This window comes from Caenispirillum bisanense (genome assembly GCF_039523075.1).
Lineage (GTDB): Bacteria > Pseudomonadota > Alphaproteobacteria > Rhodospirillales > Rhodospirillaceae > Caenispirillum > Caenispirillum bisanense.
Window position 1 is genome coordinate 69,205 of sequence record NZ_BAAAEP010000002.1, and the last position, 19,405, is coordinate 88,609.

Genomic DNA, 19,405 nt, shown 5'->3' on the forward strand with positions numbered 1-19,405 from the left:
GTGTCCTCCTGTGCCGTTTGACCTTGAGCAGGCTGCCACGGTGAGTTACAAAAAACAACCATGAAGTCAGAAAAAGTAACCAACGAAGATGCCGCGGCCTTCCGCCGCCGTTATGATGACGCCTGCGCCGCCGCCCATGCGCTTGATCTGGTGGGGGAGCGGTGGGCGCTTCTGGTGATGCGCGAGCTGATGACCGGACCCAAGCGGTTCAGCGACCTGCGGGCGGGGCTGCCCGGCATCAGCGCCAACGTGCTCACCCAGCGGCTGGAGGGGCTGGAGGCGGTGGGCGTCGTCGAGCGCCGCACCCTGCCGCCGCCGGCCTCCACGCGCGTCTATGCCCTCACGCCGTGGGGGCTGGAGGCGGAGCCGATCTTCCAGGCGCTCGGCCGCTGGGCGGTGCGGTCGCCGCTGCATGATCCGACGGCTCCCTTCAGCACCGCCTCGTTCGTGCTGAGCCTGCGCACCATGTTCGCCGCCACCCGTGCCGCCGGCCGCAGCGGTCGGGTCGGCTTCCGGGTGGGGCGGGAGAGCTATCTCGCCGTCATCGGCCCCGACGGCCTCGACCTGCAGCCGGCCGAGGACCTGGCGACCGCCGATGTGGTGCTGACCGGCGAGGCGCGATCGCTCGCGGCCGCCATCTACGGCGGCCAGCCCTGGGCGGAGCTTGAGCGGGCAGGGGCGGTGACGATCACCGGCGACCGAGGGGTAGCCGACTGGCTCGCCACCCTGTTCCCGCTGCCGCCGAAGGTGGAGGCGGGCTGACAGCCGCCCCACCGGCCCGGCCACTGCCGCGGCTTTGCAACATTTTCGACATGTGCCTGAGAGGCTTTACTCAGTTTTCAGGTTTGCAAATTTTCACATGAAGCGACCTTGCTGTGTGAAATGCTGTGTTGCAACATGACGGCACATCAACACGGAGGGTCACACGGTGAGCAAGGAACTGTACGACATTGGTGAAATGCCGCCCCTCGGCGTTGTTCCGCCGAAGATGCATGCCTGGCTGATCCGCGCCGAGCGGTTCGGCGAGCCGAAGGACGCCTTCAAGCTCGAAGTGGTGGATACCCCCGAGATCGGCGACTACGACGTGCTCGTCTACGTCATGGCGGCCGGCATCAACTACAACAACGTGTGGGCCGGCCTCGGCGTGCCGATCAACGTCATCGCCGCCCGCAACAAGGCCGGCGAACCGGAAGACTTCCACATCGGCGGCTCCGACGCCTCGGGCATCGTCTACAAGGTCGGCCCCAAGGTCACCAACGTGAAGGTCGGCGACGAGGTGGTGGTGCATTGCGGCACCTATGACCCGGAGTGCCCGTCGGTGCAGGCCGGCGTCGACCAGATGTACTCCCCCACCTACCGCATCTGGGGCTACGAGACCAACTACGGCTCCTTCGCGCAGTTCACCCGCGTGAAGGGCACCCAGTGCGTGCCCAAGCCCAAGCACCTGACCTGGGAAGGCGCTGCCGCCTACATGCTGGTGGGCGCCACCGCCTACCGCATGCTGCTCGGCTGGAACGAGCACGCCCTGCGGGCCGGTGACGTGGCGCTCATCTGGGGCGGCGCCGGCGGCCTCGGCTCCATGGCCATCCAGATCGCCCGCGCCAAGGGCGCGACCCCCATCGCCGTCGTCTCCGGCGAGGACAAGTTCGACTACTGCATGCAGCTGGGCGCCAAGGGCTGCATCAACCGCAACAAGTTCGACCACTGGGGCATGCTGCCGCACTGGAAGGACACCGCCGGCTACAACAAGTGGCTGAAGGGCGTGCGGGCGTTCGGCCAGGAAATCTGGAACGTGCTGGGCGAGAAGAAGCAGCCCCGCATCGTGTTCGAACACCCGGGCGAGACCACCATCCCCAGCTCGCTGTTCGTCTGCGACACCGGCGGCATGGTGGTCGTCTGCGCCGGCACCACCGGCTACAACGCGACCGTCGACCTGCGCTACCTGTGGATGCGTCAGAAGCGCGTCCAGGGCTCGCACTTCGCCAACGACGCCCAGTGCTACGCCTTCAACCAGATGGTCATCGACGGCCTGATCGACCCCTGCCTGTCGCGCGGCTTCACCTGGAACGAGATCCCGCACGTCCACCAGCTGATGTACGAAAACAAGCATCCGCACGGCAACATGGGCGTGCTGGTCGGCGCCAAGGAATTCGGCCTCGGCGCCAGCGCGTCGGAGCCGGTGCCCCTGCCGCACCCGCACCTGCCGGAAACCGGCGCCCACGACCTGCCGCGCACCCTGCCGGTGTCGATCCCGCTCGACGATGTCGACAGCGGCGCGGTGGCGGCCTCGGCGGCGGCCAACGACGATGCCGTGGTGCGCGACATCATGGTGCGCGACATGTCCATCGTGGCCCCCACCGACACCGTGGCCACCGCCGCCCACATGATGCTGTCGCGCAACACCACCGCCGTGGTGGTGGCGGACCAAGGCAACCCGGTCGGCATCGTGTCCCACACCGACGTGGTGCTGGCCGGTCAGGGCCGCCCGGTGGAGACGGTGCGCAACCTGCCGGTGCGCGAGGTGATGACGCCCAACCCCTACACCATCGACGCCGGCGTCACGCTGACTGACGCCGTCTCGGTGATGACCGGCAAGCGCATCCACCACCTGGTGGTGACCGAAGGCGGCAAGGCCATCGGCATCATCGCCACCGGCGACGTCATGCGCCGCATGGTGGCGGAGGAAGCCCGCTCGGCCGCCGAGTGAGGCTACCGGATCTGCCGTAAGGCGTAAGAAGTGAGCGTGACGCGGGAGCGCCCTCGACCAGGGGCGCTCCCGTTGCGGTTGGGGGTGTTTGTGCGGTAATGCTGTCCCGCCTGGCGAGAGGATCGAGGGATGGCAAAAGAGTCCAAGGTGATGCTGGGGCACAAGATCCGCCGGCTGCGGCGCGATCTCGACCTGACGCAGGCCCAGATGGCCGAGCGCCTGGGCCTTTCCCCCAGCTACTTCAACCTGATCGAGAACAACCACCGTCCGGTGACGGTGCAGATGCTGCTGAAGCTCAGCCAGGCCTTCGACATCGAGATCCAGGCCTTCGCCGATACCGAGGAGGTGCGGCTGGTGGGGCAGCTGACGGAAGTGTTCTCCGACCCGCTGTTCCGCCTGAGCGACATCAAGAAGCACGACGTGCGCGAACTGGCGTCGGTCGCCCCGGCCCTGGGCGAGGCGGTGCTGGAGCTGTACGACGCCTACCACGAGGCGCAGGAGGCCATCCGGGCGCTGTCGGAGCGCGTTGCCGACCGCGACAAGATGCAGCTGCTGCAGACCAAGGCCTTCCCGCTCGAGGAGGTGCGCGACTTCTTCCAGGCCCACGAGAACCACTTCCCCGACCTGGAAGCCGCCGCCGAAGACCTGTGGCAGCGGGCCGGGCTGGTCCCCGGCGACCTCGGCCGCGGCCTCACCGAGCATCTGCAGCGCGAGCATCACGTCCGCGTCAAGCGCATGCCGGTGGAGGTGATGGGCCATGCCATCCGCCGCTTCGACCACCACAACCGCCGCCTGCTGCTGTCGGAACTGCTGCCGCCGCAGGCCCGCACCTTCCATCTGGCGGCGAAGATCGGCCTGCTGGAGCTGGACGCGCTGCTCGCCCGCATCATCTCCGATGCCGGCCTGTCGAGCGACGAGAGCCGGTCGCTGGCGCGGGTGGGGCTGGTCAACTACTTCGCCGGCGCCGTGCTGCTGCCCTACGACCAGTTCTTCCAGGCGGTGCGCAAGCTGCGTTACGACATTGAACTGCTGCAGCACCGCTTCGACGCCAGTTTCGAGCAGGTGTGCCACCGCCTGACCACCCTGCAGCGGCCCAATGCCCGCGGGGTGCCGTTCTTCCTCATCCGGGTGGACAAGGCCGGCAACGTCTCCAAGCGGTTCAGCGCCACGCCGCTGCAGTTCGCCCGCTTCGGCGGCGCCTGTCCGCTGTGGAACGTCTACGACGCCTTCGCCATGCCCGGGGTGCTGCACACCCAGCTGGCGGAAATGCCCGACGGCAGCCTGTATTTCTTCATTGCCCGCTCGGTGACCAAGACCGGCGGCGGCCACCGCTCGCCGCCGCAGCGTTTCGCCCTGGCCCTTGGCTGCGAGGCCCACCACGCGGCGCAACTGGTTCACGCCGACGGCCTGCAGCTCGACAACCGCGAGGCTGCGGTGCCCATCGGCGTGAACTGCCGCCTGTGCGAGCGCCTGGACTGCAGCCAGCGCGCCTTCCCGCCGCTCAATCACGCGCTGATCGTCGACCAGAACCTGCGCGGCCATTCGGCCTTCTACTTCAAGCCCAATCCGTCGCCATAAGGGGCAGGCGACCTCCGCCGGGTGCGTCGACGGTGCGCCTTCAGGCGTTGATCGGGGAAGAGGCTGCTGCTGCGGCCGCCGAGCGGCACCGCAGGCCGCCACCCCGGAGGAGGACCGTCATGCCGCAAACCTGGACCCTGACCACCGCCGGCCGCCCCCTCGGCCGTCTGCATCGCCAGGGCGACCGCGCCTATGTGCTGACCGCCGCCGGCCCGGCGCTCGACCTCCTGGACGGCACCCGCCACGGCACGCCCGACGAGGCCCTGCAGATCGTCCGCGCCCACCTGGACCGCCGCGACATAACCCTGACCCTCCCGGCCGCCAACGACACCCGCAGCCAGGCGGCGTGAGGGAGTGGGGGCGGGAAATTGGGGGGGGAGACGCATGGCGGATGGGGTGGGACTGGGGAAACCTTGTTCCTACAAAGCCTTACGCTCGCTAACCCGAGACTACCCACCCCAATCATATCAATGGCTTGCGGCCACACCGGCTAACCGGCGACGGCCACAGTTGGGGGTGCGATGCCGGCGCCGTGCGGCGGCGGCTTTCGCTCCACCATGGTGCCTTCATCATGCAGACACCTTGCCCGCGCTGGCGGGCGAGGTGTTGCCATCATGGCAACACCTGTCGACGAGCCTCATGCCTTGGGCGGATGCGCCCAAAGGGGTACGTGTCACACGAACACCTTCACCTGCAAGGGGTGGTCGTCATGACCATACCCGTCGATCGACCAAACCCGCCTCCTCCGGCGGCGCGGCGGCGGCAGTTTCTGGCGCCAAATCAAAGGCTTCCAGGCGGCGGCTCACGCCGAACCCGCCGCCGCCGCGAGGGCTAAACCCTCCTGACCCTCCGTAACTATCCTCCTTATATTTCAGTGCGTTAGGAGGGTTAGGAGGGTTGGAGGGTTTCGCCTATTGCCCGTAATGACCTGCGCGGGAATATGTTTCACCTAGGGTAAACCCTCCAACTATCCTGACCTTCCTTTCATCTTGTTGATTTAATTCAGTAATTCGGCGCGGAGAGTATGCAACGACTACCATCCAAACCCTCCGAACCCTCCTGAGGTTGCTCCGCCGCCTCGGGGGGAAGGGCAACAAGTCTAGAGCAGCTTGGATCAAGGCCAGCGCCACCAAGACGGAGCGCCGCCGAGGGTTCAAGAGGGGGGGGTGGGCCGTCAGGTGCCTTCGGGTCCTTCCCCGCCCCGGACATTACGGGTGGCAGGTCCCCGGGATTTGGCTAGCGGTAGAGATCAAAACATCCTAAAGCCTTAAAAGATAATGGTTTAGGCGGTAAAGTGCAGCGGATGGAGAGGGGTTAAGATGGGGCCGAGTGCGGCTGAGGTGGTGACCAAGTCAGAGTTTGCCCGCCGGATCGGGCGGACGCCGGGCCGCGTGTCGCAGTACGTGGCCGCTGGGATGCCCGTCCGCGACGACGGCAAGCTGAACTTCGCGGAGGCGCTGGCGTGGGTCGAGGGTAACACCGACCCCGCCAAACGCACCGCTGGCGGTGCCCGCCCCACTGACTTCGCCGCCGTTAAGGCGGAGCACGAGACGCTGAAGGCCGAACGCACCCGCCTCCAGGTGGAGCGCGACAAGGGGCTGGTGGTCTACCGCTCCGAGGCAGAGGCAGCCATCTTCGCTCGCGCCCGCATGGAGCGCGACGCCTGGGCCAATTGGGCGGTGCGCACGGCGCCGCTACTGGCAGCGCGCTTCCAGCTCGACGAGCACGCCATCCTGACGACCCTGGAAGACGCGGTGCGCGACCACCTGCAGGAGCTGGCGGAAACCCCCATGGAGTTGGACGCATGACGACGACGGCCGCATGGGCGGATCAGGTCTGGCGCCGCGGTCTGCGGCCGGAGCCGCGCCTGTCCGTCAGCGAGTGGGCCGACCGGCACCGCATCCTCGCCGGCAAGGCATCCTCGGAGCCCGGCCGCTGGCGCACCGCGCGCACGCCATACCTGCGCGCCATCATGGACGCGCTTAGCCCCCACAGCCCCTATGAGCGTGTCGTGTTTATGGCAGGTGCGCAGCTCGGCAAGACCGAGGCCGGCAACAACTGGTTGGCCTTCATCATGCACCACGCCCCCGGCCCCGTGATGGCCGTGCAGCCGACAGTCGAGGGTGCCAAGCGCTGGAGCCGTCAGCGCGTGGATCCGCTGGTCGAGAGCCCGCCGCTGCGCGGCTTGGTGCGCGATCCCCGTGCCCGCGACAGCGGCAACACCACCCTCATGAAGGAATTCCCCGGCGGCGTACTGGTGATCACCGGCGGCAACTCCGCCGTCGGCCTGCGCTCAATGCCGGTGCGCTACCTGTTCCTCGACGAGGTGGACGGCTATCCGGTGGACGCGGACGGGGAGGGCGATCCGGTGGACCTGGCGGTTCAGCGCACCGCCACCTTCGGCCGGCGCAAGAAGATCCTCATGACGAGCACCCCGACCGTGGCGGGCCTGTCGCGGATCGAAGCGGCCTACCTGGAGAGCGACCAGCGGCGCTTCTGGGTGCCGTGCCCGGAGTGCAGGACGTTCCAGGTACTCGCCTGGAAGCATGTCGTGTGGTCCGAGGCGGACCCGCTCGACGCCGCCTATGGGTGCCCGCACTGCGGCTGCCTGCTGCCGAATAGCGCCAAGGCGGAGATGCTGGCGGCGGGGGAATGGCGTGCCGACACCGAGGGCGACGGCCGCACCGCCGGTTTCCACCTGTCGAGCCTCTACAGCCCTCCCGGCTGGCTTTCGTGGGGTGACCTGGCGGACGAGTTCGTGAAAGGCAAGGATAGCCCGTCGCGCCTTCAGGTATTCGTCAACACCAAGCTGGGCGAGACGTGGCAGGAGCGGGGCGAGGCGCCGGACTGGCAGCGCCTGTTCGAGCGTACGGAGCCCTATCGCATCGGAACAGTGCCCGCTGGCGGCCTGGTGCTGACCGCCGGTGCCGACATCCAGCGCGACCGAATCGAGCTGGAAGTGGTCGCCTGGGGGAGGGGCCTGGAAACGTGGTCGGTGGACTACCGCGTTCTTGATGGCGACACCTCGCGGCCTGAGGTATGGAACGCGCTGGCTGCGATCCTCGATGAGCCCTTCGACCGGGAAGGCGGCGGCGCCCTTCGCGTTGAGCGCCTGGCGGTCGACTCCGGTTTTGCCACGCAAGAGGTTTACGGCTTCGTCCGTCGCGTCGGGCGGCGCGCTATGGCCGTGAAGGGCTCCGACCGCGCAACCGTCGCCCTCGGCACTGCCAGCCCCGTTGACGTGAACGTGGCCGGCCGGCGCATCCCCGGCGGCGCCAAGGTATGGCCGCTGGGCGTGTCCATCCTGAAGCGCCAGCTCTACGACCGCCTTGGGCAGGCCCGCAACGAAGATGGTGGGCCGCAGCCCGGCTTCTGCCACTTCCCGAACCACGGGCCGGAGTTCTTCAAGATGCTCACGGCGGAACAGCTCATGCGGCGCACCACGCGCACCGGCTTCGCCCGGCTGGAATGGGTCAAGACCCGCCCGCGCAACGAGGCCCTCGACTGCCGGGTCTACGCGACGGCCGCCGCCCTGGCGTTGGGGGTAGAGCGATGGACGGACTACAGGTGGCGGGAGTTGGAGCAGGCAACGGCGGAAATGCCCCTGGCGGCGCCTCCGAAGGCCGTAGATGCGCCGAAGGCTCCGCCGCCCCCCGCGGCCATACCGACGGTGATCAAGAGCGCGTGGCTGGGGCGGTAGGCGTCAGCCTTCGCGCCCTACGTCCTTGCCTTATGCGGAGGCGCAACGCGCCGTCCATCCACCATGAATACTTAATAAAAAGCCCGATATTCGACCCGAACCTTCCGGATAATAGGACAATAACGATCATCTTGAGCGTAGAATGGAGGAGACTTTGATAAAGAACCCAGGCCACAACAATTGAGTATAAAACCGATATCTTAAAAGCAATATCGTGTTTAAATCTTATATGATCAAGCCATTCATCATGCAATATTATCTTTCTTACAGATAAGACAAATTCATTGTAAATCATCCTTCTGAACTTTTTATATCCGCTCTTTGAGACAAAATATATCTTTCTTGTTAAACGCCAACTCAGGGTGGCCGCGAATACAACGGCAGCAACCATCAAATTAATGATCAGCTCATCTGAGTGGAGCTGCACCCATGAAGTAGCGTCCTCAATCATTTTTCCGCCCCTTCAGTCGGACACCTGGGCCGTCCCCGTTCTCGGGAATGAAGATTACTCCCGCAGCTTCGAGGGTGGCGCGGAGGGTGGCAACGGTGGAGTCCTTGAGGGCTTCGCCACGCTCGAAGCGGGCGACCGTCTGCGTAGAGACGCTGGCTGCCGCAGCTAGATCCCGGACGCCCCAAGACAGGGCGGTGCGGGCCATGCGGCACTGGATGGGAAACACGTATCACCACCATGTTGTGATTTCTCTTGACGTCAGAATGTTAACTATGTTGTGATAAAAATGCAATCGGCCGGACAGGGTGCTGGAACACCCGGCCCGGCCTAACCGAAACCCCGTGAGCATGGAGCACGAGGCATGGCTACCCGTACCTCTACCACCTTCCGCCCGCCGGCGGAATGGCCTGACACGAAGACCGAGAAGGCCCTCGACGCGGCCTATATCAAGCTCGGCACGCTGTGCGACGTGGTGGACCGCACCTACCCGCGCGGCGGCCCCGCGGCAGACCAGAAGCGCAAGGCGCTTGAGCTGATGCGGGAGGCCAAGGCGGCCTTGTTCCAGGCGTACCACTCCGAGATGACCGAACGGCTCGCGCTCTGGCGCGACCTCGGCTATCGCCTGTGAGGGGAGGGGGCGATGATGGAACAAGGCAACTGTCCCGTCTTGCGCGACGGCCGCGAGCTGGCACGGATCAACAATGAGGTAAACCGCGTCATAGAAGAGCGGGACCGCCTCAAGCAGCACTCGCCGGACCATTCCCGGCTTGAGATCGTGGAAGCCCACTTGTTGGACTGCGAAAACGCTCTGCGGAAACGAGTCCTTGACGGCCGCGCTGGAAGCCTTGGTGGCGCCCTGGCGCAACTGGTCGTCATGTTCCACGAAGTGGACATGATTGTCTCGCACCTGTACGGCCCCTGCGTGCCGGCAGACGTGCGGCACAGTATTGAAGAGCGGTTCCGCCGTGTTGAACGGGCCGCATATAGCATCCTTCGCGTTGTCGAGGCAGGCGCGCAGATGGACCGGGATGAGGTGGCGGGGGACACCTTCATGTCGCGGCACCTTGATCCGCATGAGCGTATCCGGGAGTGGCGGACAGGAATCGCCGACGCTGAACCCGGCAAGGGCGGATGAGGCGGCGCCTGACAGCCAAGCGGCGACGAAGCCGCACCCATGGCGGTCGCCGACTTGCACACCACAGGAGCCCAGCCATGCCCTCACATCCGATCCCTTCCGTCAACTTGCGGCTGCCCGGATCCAGGCCGCCGGGACCGCCGCCCGCCGTGACGGCTGAGTCCATCGACGCCGCCCTGCGCACGCTCGCACGGCTGCTGCGCGACCACTCCGACCTGCTCGGTCGCCAGCACCTGCTGCGGATGGCCGAAACCCTCTTTGCGGAACGGGAGCGTCTTCAAGTCCGGGGCAACCTTGAGTCGATGCTCACGGAGATGCTGGAGCCGCCGACCGACTCTCGACGCTGAAGTTCAGTTCGCATACTTTCTTCTTGACCAGCCGGAGCCAGCGGGAGAAAGTAAGGTATGTCTACTGAACTAATCGCCAGCCAAGCCGCTACCGAGATCGTCCAGTTCCTGGACGGACAACGGTTCTCGCCCTCTGAGCTTTGCCATGCGGGTGATCTCAAGACCATGTCGCTACCGAACCTGCTCAACAAGAGCAACCTGGAGCTGGCATCCGCCAACCCCGGACGCGGACGGGCGCGAGAGTTCTGTCTCGTTGACGTCTATGCGCTCGTCCTCATGGATCGTGTCGTAAAGCTGCTGAAGGATTACGGAACGGCCGCGAATATCGTCAACAGCTTTACCTTCTCAGTTGCCCGCATTCTGATGATGGAAGGGAAGCTCCCCTACGGGACCGACCACGAGCTTAAGCAAGCCATTTGTGATTCTCTGCGGCTGGCAACGCCGGAATACTTCCAGCGAGACTTGACGAGGCCCTGGTACATCGTCATTCGCCCTGGCGAAGAGCCTCTTTCTACGAAGGATCCGTTGGAGCATATCCCCTACGCGATGAACGGGATGATCATCTTCAATGTGACGCTCCTCTTTGCCGAAGTGGACAAGAAGCTCGCCAGAATGCGGGGCTTTGACTTCCGGCAACAGTCCGCGCGCCTCAACCGGAAGATGGCCGCTGAAACCGCCGCCGCAATCTTGAGGCCGCCTGCTTATGATGATGGGGACCTCGATGGGGATGCTTAATCGAATTGCCCGCCTCATCTCCCGCCGCTCCCTGGATGCCGCTGCCGGTGGCCGGCGCTGGGACGGGGCGCGGCAGGTGCCGAGTGCGAACGCCGCCGTCACGGCCGGCGCCGGCACCGTCAGCCAGCGGGCGGTTCATGCCTACCTGAACAACCCGGTGATCCGCAACGCCGTGAACACCTATGCGGCGAACGCGGTGGGCACCGGCATATGGCCGAAGTCGCGGCACCCTTCTGAGCCTGAGCGGCGGCGACTGGACGACGCCTTCACCGACGCGGCGGCGGATATCGACGTCGCCGGCCGCCACGACCTGGCGGGTGTGCAGCGCCTGGCGACAGTCGGTGTGATAGTGCATGGCGAGGCTTTCATTCGGCTGCGGATGAGCGGCACGGGTGACCTGCGGGTGCAGATGATCGCCGCAGATCAGGTGGACCGGACCCTTCACCGCGACCTTGCCGAGGGTGGGAACATCCGGTCGGGTATCGAGTTCGATGCCGACGGCCGGCCGGTCGCCTATCACGTGCTTCCGGCGGCGCCGGGCGACATGCTGGCACCACTGAGTTGGAACCACGTGCGGGTGCCGGCCTCCGAAATCCTTCATGTGTTCGAGGCGATGGAGCCGGGGCAGGTGCGGGGCCTGTCGTGGCTTGCCTCCGTCCTGCTGAAGGCCAAGGAGGTGGACGAGTACGAGGACGCGCAGCTCGTGCGGCAGAAAGTGGCGGCGCTGCTGGCGGGATTTCTGGTTGATGCCACCGGGGCGGCTGAAGCCTTTGAGGGCACCCGCTCCGGCTCCATCCTGGAAACCGGCCTGGAGCCCGGTACCCTCAAGGTTCTTCCTCCAGGCTTCGACATCAAATTCAGCGAGCCCGCCGAGATCGGCGAAACCACCGAGTTCCTGAGGACGCAGCTTCGCGCCATCGCGGCGGGCCTTGGCATCACCTACGAACAGCTCACGGGCGACCTGTCGGGTGTGAACTATTCGAGCATCCGGGCGGGCCTGGTCGAGTTCCGCCGCAAGGTCGATGTGTTCCGATGGACGGTGCTGGTGCCGCAGTTGTGCCGGCCCCTGTGGGACCGCTTCATCACCCTGCGCGTGCTGCGCGGGGAGATCCCGGCCGGCGCCTTCGAGCGCGACCGCCGGGCGTGGCTGGCCTGCGACTGGAACCCGCCGGCCTGGGAGTGGGTCGATCCCCTCAAGGACATTCAGGCGGAGACCGCCGCCGTGGAAGCCGGCTTCAAGAGCCGGTCCCAGGTGGTCGCCGCTCTTGGCGAGGATGCCGAGCGCGTGGATGCGCTGCGGGCAGAAGACGAAGCGCGTGCGAAGCGGCTGGGGGTTCCCTCTCCCCGCGCAGCCGCTCCGCGCTCCGGGGTCGGGGTGGTGCAACACCCCGACCCCGTCGAACCCGAACAGGAGGAAGGCAAAGATGCCTGACACCCTTGACCTTCTGGTGCGGCGGCAGTCCACCGCGCCGAAGACACTCGATGAAGCGGCGCGCACCGTGCGCGTCGTGTGGTCGACCGGCGCCGCCGTCCAGCGACGCGACATGGCCGGTCCCTTCCTCGAAACCCTCAGCCTGGACCCCGCTCACGTCGACCTTGCGCGGCTGCGCGGCGCCTCGGTGCTGGATGATCACGCCCGGTTCGGCGTGCGCAGCATCCTCGGCGTCGTGGACGATGCGGGGATTGCGGATGGCGAAGGCTGGGCCGTCGTGAAGTTCAGCCGCCGCCCCGAGGTGGAACCCGTCTGGCAGGACGTGAAGGACGGCATCGTCCGTCACGTCTCGGTCGGGTACTCGGTGGAGGCGTGGCAGGAAACCAACGACCCCGCCACCGGAACGCGCAGCAAGCGCGCCGTGCGGTGGACGCCCCGCGAAATCTCCTTCGTTCCTCTGCCGGCCGATGCCGGCGCCTCCGTGCGGAGCAACCCGATGCCCGATGACCAGACCCTTACGACCGCCGCCGATCCGGCGCCGGTGACCACCCGTGCGGCCGTCAACGCCGAGATCCGCTCCATCGCCCGCGTCGCTGGCCTGGATGCGGCCTTCGCTGATGGCCTGATCGACCGCAACGCCAGCGCCGAAGAAGCGCGGGCGGCAGCCTTCGATGCCATGCGCGAGCGTAGCGCGGCGCCGATCACTACCGTGCGAGCCAGCGTCGGTACCGACCACGACAATCCCGAAGTGCGCGCCGGCTGGATGGGCGAGGCGCTGTACACCCGCGTCAATCCGTCGCACCAGCTCAGCGAGCCGGCCCGCCAGTATGCCGGGATGACGCTGCCCGAGATGGGCCGCGAGATCCTACGGCTGCGCGGCATCTCCACCACCGGCATGGCGGCCGCGAGCGTGATTACCCGTGCCCTGCACACCACGTCGGACTTCTCCATCATCCTGGGCGACACCGTGGGCCGCACGCTGCGGCAGGCTTACGGCGCCGCGCCGGCCGGCGTGAAGATGCTTGCGCGGCAGACCACCGCGCCCGACTTCCGGGCGAAGACCCGCATCCAGCTCTCGGAGGCTCCGACGCTGGAGAAGGTCAACGAGCACGGCGAGTTCAAGTCCGGCACGATGGCGGACAGCAAGGAGTCGTACAAGGTCGACACCTTCGGCCGGATCATCGGCATCACCCGCCAGGCGCTGGTGAACGATGACCTGGGCGCCTTCACCGACCTGTCGCGCCGGTTCGGCGTGGCGGCGGCCGAGTTCGAAGCCGGTTTCCTGGTGGACCTGCTGACGGCCAATGCCGGCGCCGGCCCGGCCATGGAGGATGGCGCGCCCCTCTTCCACGCCAGCCACGGCAACAAGGCATCCACTGCGCAGCAGCTCCTGTCCGCTACCCTGTCTGATGCCCGGCTCGCCATGCGCCTGCAGAAGGGTCTTTCGGGCACGCTGATCAACGTTACCCCGAAGTACCTGTTGGTTCCCGCCGCGCGGGAGACCGAGGCGGAAAAGCTGCTGGCCACCATCGCGGCCACGACGACCGACGACGTGAATACCTTCGCCGGCAAGCTTGAGCTGATCGTCGATCCGCGCCTCGACGGCAAGAGCGACCTGCGCTGGTACGTGGTCGCCGATCCGGCGCAGATCGACGGCCTGGAATACGCCTATCTCGAAGGCGCGCCGGGGCCGCAGATCGAGTCCCAGAACGGCTTCGAGATCGACGGCGTGCGCATCAAGGTGCGGCTCGACTTCGGCGCCGGCTTTGTCGATTGGCGGGGCTGGTACTGCAACGACGGGGCCGCCTGATGAACGTCGCCGAACTCCGCCAGCGCCGCGACGCGCTCCTGACCGCCCTGGCAGCCCCTGAGAAGTCTGTTGCGGACGGCACCAACAGCGCCGAGTACCGCGGCGTCGGGGAACTAAGGGCGGCGCTCGCTGAACTTGACCGCCAGATCCGGGAGGCGGATGGCCGGCCTCCCGTCACCACTGTCCGCTTCTCTTGCTCAAAAGGGCTCTGATCATGCGCAATTTCGTTCAGGCCGGCTCGGTCCTGACCCTTCCGGCCCCCTATGCCGTGGCCAGCGGCACCGGCTTCCTCGTGGGCTCCCTGTTCGCCGTGGCGGCCTCCGACGCCGCCACCGGCGCCGAGGTCGAAGGCTGCACCCAAGGTGTCTACCTGCTGCCGAAGGTGGCGGGCGAGGCGTGGGCCATCGGCGCCAAGGTCTATTGGGACGACGCCGCCAAGACCTGCACCACGGTCGCCACCGACAACACGCTGATCGGCGTTGCTGTGCAGGCCGGCGCTGGCTCGACCGGCACCGTGCGCCTCAACGGCGTCGTGGCCTGACAGGCGCAGCCGGAGAACGAAACATGCCCCGGTATGATGCCCTGCCTCCGTCCCTCCAGCCTCGCGGGTTAAGCCGCGAGGCTGCGGCCGGTTACGTAGGGGTGTCGCCGGGAACATTTGACAAGCTTGTTTCCGAGGGCGCGATGCCGCGACCAAAGCGAGTTGGAGCGCGAAAACTGTGGGATCGCGCCGCCCTCGACATCGCATTTGAAGCGCTGCCTGTCGATGGCGCTTCGTCTGATGTGAACCCGTGGGATGAGGTCGCCTGATGCGAAAGCTTCCCTATGTCCACCGCTACCGCGACCGGCATGGGAGGCTCCGGCATTACTATCGCCGTCCCGGCTGCAAGTCGGTGCCGTTGCCTGGGTCACCGGGCTCCGCCGAGTTCATGGCCGCGTATGAGGCGGCGCTGCGGGGCCAGGACGTCGCGCGGCCGGAGATCGGGCAGGGCCGGACGAAGCCGGGGAGCATCGCCGCCCTCATCGCAAAATACTACCGCTCCGCCGAGTGGGCAGGGCTGAAGGACTCCACCAAGAACACCTACCGGGGCATCCTCGAACGCTTCAAGGCGGCGCACGGCGACAAGCCGGTGAAGCTCCTGGAGAAGAAGCACGTCCGCGCCATGGTGGCGGAGAAGGCGGCAACGCCGGCGGCGGCGAACAACCTCCTGCGCATGCTCCGCCTGCTGATGCGCTTCGCCATTGAGGAGGACTTCCGGGCGGACGACCCAACGGTCGGTGTGAAGAGCGTCCGCTATGTCACTGACGGATTTCACACTTGGACCGAAGATGAGATCGCGCGGTTCGAGCGGACCTATCCCGTCGGCACGCGCGAGCGCTTGGCGCTGGCGCTGGCGCTCTACACTGGGCAACGCCGGTCGGACTTGGTGCGCATGGGCCGCCAGCACGTCCGCGGTGATCGCATCCGCGTGAAGCAGGTTAAGACCGGAAAGGAGCTGTGGATACCGCTACACCCGTCGCTGGCGGAGATCCTGGCGCAGACGCCGGTCGACAACATGACCTTCCTCACGACTGGGCAGGGTAAGCCGTACACGGCGGCCGGCTTCGGCAACTGGTTTGGAGACGCCGCGCGGGCCGCCGGCCTGCAAGGCTGCGCCGTCCACGGCCTTCGCAAGGCGGCGGCTCGACGCCTTGCCGAGGCGGGATGCACGCCGCACGAGATCGCGGCCATCACGGGCCACAAGACGCTGAAGGAGGTGGAGCGTTACACGCTGGCAGCCGATCAAGAACGCCTCGCGGCCTCCGCGATGGAACGGATCGCGCACGGCCAATTGGCTAACCATCCCGAACAGTTAGCCAAACCGAGCCGTAAGCGGATGAAAAGAAAGGGCTCTTAGATGAAGGTGGCGGATGGGGTGGGATTCGAACCCACGGTGGGGCGGAACCCCACGCCGGTTTTCAAGACCGGTGCCTTAAACCGCTCGGCCACCCATCCCGCAAGGGTCCGGCCGGCGGGCGCGAGTGCAGGTGCAGGGCGCAGCGCCGGTTGTGCGGACGGGCCGGACGATAGCGCCCCCTCTGTGCCCTTGCAAGCATGCGGTGGGCAGGCAATGCTGCGGCGTCATGAGCTTCTACCTCTCCAAGATCCTGTGGCTGATCGTGCAGCCGCATTCCCTGCTGGTGCTCGCCCTGCTGGCGGTGCTGGTGTTCGGCCGCATGGGGCGGCGGACGCGGTGGGCGCTGGGGGCGGTGACGGCGGTGGTGGTGGCGGTTGCCGTGCTGCCGCTCGGCACCTGGCTGCTGCGGCCGCTGGATGAACGGTTCCCGCCGCCGACGCCGGAGCAGGTGGAGCAGGCGCCGGGGATCATCCTGCTCGGCGGGGCGATGTCGCTGGCCATGACCTCGGTCCGCCCCGGCTATGCCCTGTCGGCCCGCGCCGAGCGGTATACGGAAACGGCCCTGCTGGCCCATGCCTTCCCGGAGAAACCCATCGCCTTTACAGGCGGTTCCGGCGCAATCCTGGACCAGGAGGTGAGGGAAGGGCCGCTCGCCCGCAGCCTTCTGGAAGGGCTCGGCATTGCTCCCGAACGGCTGATCGTCGAAAGCGACAGCCGCTCCACCGCCGAACACCCGGCCCTGCTGGCGCCGCTGCTGCCGCCGGGGGCGCCGGGTGAGGGGTGGCTGCTGGTCACCTCCGCCTGGCACATGCCGCGCGCCATGGGCGTGTTCCAGGCCGCCGGCTGGCAGGTGGTGCCTTATCCGGTGGATTACGCCACCGCGCCGGCCGGCGGGTGGCTGCCGGGGCTGCTCAACGGGCTGGCGGGGCTCTATTACGGCGTGCATGAGTGGGCGGGGCTGATCTACTATCACGCGATGGGCTACACCGACGAGGTCTTTCCCGCGCCGTAACGATGGTTGCCGCCGGCTGCCGGCCTGTGGCACAACCCCGGATGTGATTGTCCTGACAGGGTGTTTCGCCATGCCGAGCCGTCGTCGCCACGCGCCCTCCCGTTCCGCCGCCGTCGCCGTGCTGAGCGCCCTGGTGGCCTCGGCCGCCCTGCCGGCCTGTTCGGCGACGCCGCTGCCGACGGAGAAGCCGGCCGCTCCCGCCGCGGCTGCGCCGGCCGACACCCCGCCGACCCCGGAGGTGCGGCCGACGCCGCCGGCTCCTGCCGCCGCCGCGCCGCAACGGCCGAGCGTCACCCTCACCGCCGAGGATCGGGCCGCCTTCACCCGCTGGAAGGCCGACATGCGGGCCGAGGCGCAGGCCAGGGGTCTGTCGGCGCGGGCCCTGGCCGCGCTGGATGCGGCGCAGCTGCAGCCGCGGGTGCTGGAACTGGACCGCAGCCAGCCGGAGTTCACGCAGACCTTCTGGGGCTACCTCGGCCGCGCCGTCAATGATCGGCGGGTGGAGGAGGGGCGGGCGCTGATGCAGCGCCACGCCGACCTGCTGGCGGGGCTGGAGGTGCGCTATGGCGTGCCGGGGCGGTTCCTGGTCGCCTTCTGGGGCATGGAGACCAACTACGGCAGCAACTTCGGCGGCTTCCCGGTGGTGGATGCGCTGGCGACCCTGGCGTGGGATGCGCGCCGCAGCGCCTTCTTCCGCAACGAACTGCTGGCCGCCCTGCGCATCATCGATGGCGGCCACATCGAGCCGCAGCGCATGGTCGGATCGTGGGCCGGCGCCATGGGCCACATGCAGTTCATGCCCACCACCTTCGCCGCCCATGCCACCGACGCAACCGGTGACGGCCGCATCGACATCTGGGGCAGCCTGCCCGATGCCCTTGCCTCGGCCGCCAAGTACCTGTCGGACATCGGCTGGAAGCGCGACCAGACGTGGGGCAGGGAGGTCAGCCTGCCGCCCGGCTTCGACTATTCCGTCGCCGACGGCCAGACGCGCAAGAGCCTGCAGGAGTGGGCGGCGCTCGGCATCGGCCGCAGCGACGGCGGCGGGCCGCTGCCGGTGGTGGAAGGGATGCAGGCGACCCTCATCCTGCCCGGCGGCGCCCGCGGCCCGGCCTTCCTGGTCTATGACAACTTCAACGCCATCATGACCTGGAACCGCTCGGTGCTCTATGCCGTGGCGGTGGGGCATCTGGCCGACCGCATCGCCGGCATGCCGCCGCTGGCGACGCCCCGCCCGACCGACGACCGTCCGCTCAGCCGCGACGAGGTGATGCGCCTGCAGGCCCTGCTCAACAGCGCCGGCTTCGATGCCGGGCAGCCGGACGGACTGGTCGGCTCGGGCACCCGCGGGGCGCTGCGCGCCTTCCAGCGCGCCGCCGGCCTGCCGCCCGACGGCTACCCGACGCCGCAGGTGCTGGCGGCTCTGGAAGGCTGGGGCGGCGCCCGCGGCGGGCAGACCCAGGGGCAATGACGCCGCAGCGGTTGCGACCGGCTCGCGGAACCGCTAAGGTCTTGCGACATACGGGGAACGAGCAGGGTAGGGTCCACCACATGTTGCGTCAGCGCGGTTCCTTCCGCCGCTTTGCCGCCCGCGCGGGCGTGCTGGTCGTCGCGAGCCTCGCGCTGTCTGCCTGTGCGGAGACGCAGCTGGCGGTCCATACCGCCAAGCGGATGACCGGCCCGGTCGACCTGCCGCCGCGCGGCATCTACAAGATCGGCAAGCCCTACCAGATCGACGGCACCTGGTATTACCCGAAGGAAGACTTCCGCTACACCGAGGAAGGCGTCGCGTCGTGGTACGGCGCCGATTTCCACGGCAAGCCGACCGCCAACGGCGAAGTCTACGACATGAACGACCTGACGGCCGCCCACCGCACCCTGCCCATGCCGGCGGTGGTGCGGGTGACCAACCAGGACAACGGCCGTTCGCTCATCCTGCGGGTGAACGACCGCGGCCCCTTCGCCAAGAACCGCATCATCGACATCTCGCGCCGCGGCGCCCAGCTGCTCGGCTTCGAGGCCAAGGGCACGACGCGGGTGCGGGTGGAGATCCTGCCCGACGAGAGCATGGCCCTGCGCGAGGCGATGATCGCCGCCGGCCGTGCCGAGGGCGGAGTGGCCGTCGCGTCGGCAACCGGCGCTGAACCGGCCGCCCGTCCGGCGCCAGCGCCGGCCCCTGTGGTTGCCGCCCCGACACCGCCGCCGCCGGTGGTGCAGGCGCCGGCCCCGGCGCCGGTCCGCCAGGCGCAGACGGCGGCGGCGATGGCGGGCGGCTCGTACATCCAGGCCGGTGCGTTCTCGACCATGGAAAATGCCCGTCACCTGGAATTTCAGTTGCAGGATTTCGGCCCCACTGTGATCGTTCCGGTACAGACGGCCTCCAGCACCCTTTACCGGGTGCGCATCGGGCCGCTGGCCGATGCCGGCGAGGCGCAGCGCCTGCTCGCCCAGGTGCGCGGCGCCGGCTATGGCGACGCGGTGGTGGTGACCGACTGACGCGCCGGAAACGGGTGGCGCGCGGGGCGGCAGGTGACGGCCTCCGCCATGATGTCGCCCGTTTCGGGCGCTAGCCTTCCGCCGCCCGCCGGTGCGCGGCGGCA

At 67.6% G+C, this 19,405-nt stretch carries 18 protein-coding genes and 1 tRNA gene; 18 read left to right on the plus strand and 1 reads right to left on the minus strand.

The annotated features are described in order from the left end of the window. Positions 1-60: 60 nt before the first annotated feature. The 15 genes from ABD056_RS01955 to ABD056_RS02030 all read left to right on the plus strand — a co-directional run bounded on the left by ABD056_RS01955 (position 61) and on the right by ABD056_RS02030 (position 15,793). Positions 61-762 carry a winged helix-turn-helix transcriptional regulator gene (locus tag ABD056_RS01955; protein WP_343863878.1) on the plus strand — a complete coding sequence of 234 codons (702 nt, stop codon included), beginning with the start codon at positions 61-63 and terminating at the stop codon, positions 760-762. Between the two features lie 166 nt (positions 763-928). Beyond that, positions 929-2,707 carry a crotonyl-CoA carboxylase/reductase gene (gene ccrA / locus ABD056_RS01960; protein WP_343863880.1) on the plus strand — a complete coding sequence of 593 codons (1,779 nt, stop codon included), beginning with the start codon at positions 929-931 and terminating at the stop codon, positions 2,705-2,707. A 129-nt stretch (positions 2,708-2,836) separates the two neighbouring features. Continuing rightward, positions 2,837-4,285 (plus strand): helix-turn-helix domain-containing protein, encoded by a 1,449-nt coding sequence (locus ABD056_RS01965; protein ID WP_343863882.1) that lies wholly within the window; start codon positions 2,837-2,839, stop codon positions 4,283-4,285. 119 nt (positions 4,286-4,404) lie between these two features. Then, positions 4,405-4,635: a hypothetical protein gene (locus ABD056_RS01970; RefSeq protein WP_343863884.1), complete on the plus strand. Its 231-nt coding sequence runs from the start codon at positions 4,405-4,407 to the stop codon at positions 4,633-4,635. Between the two features lie 1,041 nt (positions 4,636-5,676). Further along, positions 5,677-6,093, plus strand: coding sequence for a hypothetical protein (locus ABD056_RS01975; protein WP_343863886.1), 417 nt, complete (start codon positions 5,677-5,679; stop codon positions 6,091-6,093). After that, a complete protein-coding gene (locus ABD056_RS01980; RefSeq protein WP_343863888.1) occupies positions 6,090-7,985 on the plus strand; it encodes a phage terminase large subunit family protein in 1,896 nt (631 codons plus the stop codon). Before ABD056_RS01975 ends, ABD056_RS01980 begins: the two co-directional genes overlap by 4 nt. A gap of 812 nt (positions 7,986-8,797) precedes the next feature. Further along, entirely contained in the window at positions 8,798-9,064 is a 267-nt protein-coding gene (locus ABD056_RS01990; RefSeq protein ID WP_343863892.1) for a hypothetical protein, read from the plus strand. 12 nt (positions 9,065-9,076) lie between these two features. Then, a complete protein-coding gene (locus ABD056_RS01995) occupies positions 9,077-9,571 on the plus strand; it encodes a hypothetical protein (RefSeq protein WP_343863894.1) in 495 nt (164 codons plus the stop codon). Positions 9,572-9,648: 77 nt separating this feature from the next. Continuing rightward, positions 9,649-9,918, plus strand: a complete 270-nt coding sequence (locus tag ABD056_RS02000) for a hypothetical protein (protein WP_343863896.1) — start codon at positions 9,649-9,651, stop codon at positions 9,916-9,918. Between the two features lie 57 nt (positions 9,919-9,975). Beyond that, entirely contained in the window at positions 9,976-10,653 is a 678-nt protein-coding gene (locus ABD056_RS02005; protein WP_343863898.1) for a hypothetical protein, read from the plus strand. After that, complete coding sequence (locus ABD056_RS02010; RefSeq protein ID WP_343863900.1) at positions 10,622-12,085, plus strand: phage portal protein; 1,464 nt, start codon at positions 10,622-10,624, stop codon at positions 12,083-12,085. Before ABD056_RS02005 ends, ABD056_RS02010 begins: the two co-directional genes overlap by 32 nt. Continuing rightward, a complete protein-coding gene (locus ABD056_RS02015; RefSeq protein ID WP_343863902.1) occupies positions 12,078-13,895 on the plus strand; it encodes a prohead protease/major capsid protein fusion protein in 1,818 nt (605 codons plus the stop codon). Before ABD056_RS02010 ends, ABD056_RS02015 begins: the two co-directional genes overlap by 8 nt. After that, on the plus strand, positions 13,895-14,107 hold the full coding sequence (locus ABD056_RS02020) for a phage head-tail joining protein (protein ID WP_343863904.1): 213 nt from the start codon (positions 13,895-13,897) through the stop codon (positions 14,105-14,107). Before ABD056_RS02015 ends, ABD056_RS02020 begins: the two co-directional genes overlap by 1 nt. 2 nt (positions 14,108-14,109) lie before the next feature. Beyond that, on the plus strand, positions 14,110-14,436 hold the full coding sequence (locus ABD056_RS02025; protein ID WP_343863906.1) for a DUF2190 family protein: 327 nt from the start codon (positions 14,110-14,112) through the stop codon (positions 14,434-14,436). 268 nt (positions 14,437-14,704) lie between these two features. Beyond that, positions 14,705-15,793: a tyrosine-type recombinase/integrase gene (locus ABD056_RS02030; protein WP_343863908.1), complete on the plus strand. Its 1,089-nt coding sequence runs from the start codon at positions 14,705-14,707 to the stop codon at positions 15,791-15,793. Between the two features lie 7 nt (positions 15,794-15,800). Here the strand turns inward: ABD056_RS02030 and ABD056_RS02035 are convergent. Continuing rightward, positions 15,801-15,891 (minus strand) — tRNA-Ser (locus ABD056_RS02035). Positions 15,892-16,019: 128 nt separating this feature from the next. Between ABD056_RS02035 and ABD056_RS02040 the strand changes: the two genes are divergently transcribed. From ABD056_RS02040 to ABD056_RS02050, 3 genes are all read left to right on the plus strand, one after another. Continuing rightward, positions 16,020-16,805: a YdcF family protein gene (locus ABD056_RS02040; protein WP_343863910.1), complete on the plus strand. Its 786-nt coding sequence runs from the start codon at positions 16,020-16,022 to the stop codon at positions 16,803-16,805. 70 nt (positions 16,806-16,875) lie between these two features. Continuing rightward, complete coding sequence (locus tag ABD056_RS02045; RefSeq protein WP_343863912.1) at positions 16,876-18,276, plus strand: lytic murein transglycosylase; 1,401 nt, start codon at positions 16,876-16,878, stop codon at positions 18,274-18,276. A gap of 80 nt (positions 18,277-18,356) precedes the next feature. Continuing rightward, positions 18,357-19,301 carry a septal ring lytic transglycosylase RlpA family protein gene (locus ABD056_RS02050; RefSeq protein ID WP_343863914.1) on the plus strand — a complete coding sequence of 315 codons (945 nt, stop codon included), beginning with the start codon at positions 18,357-18,359 and terminating at the stop codon, positions 19,299-19,301. Positions 19,302-19,405: the final 104 nt, after the last annotated feature.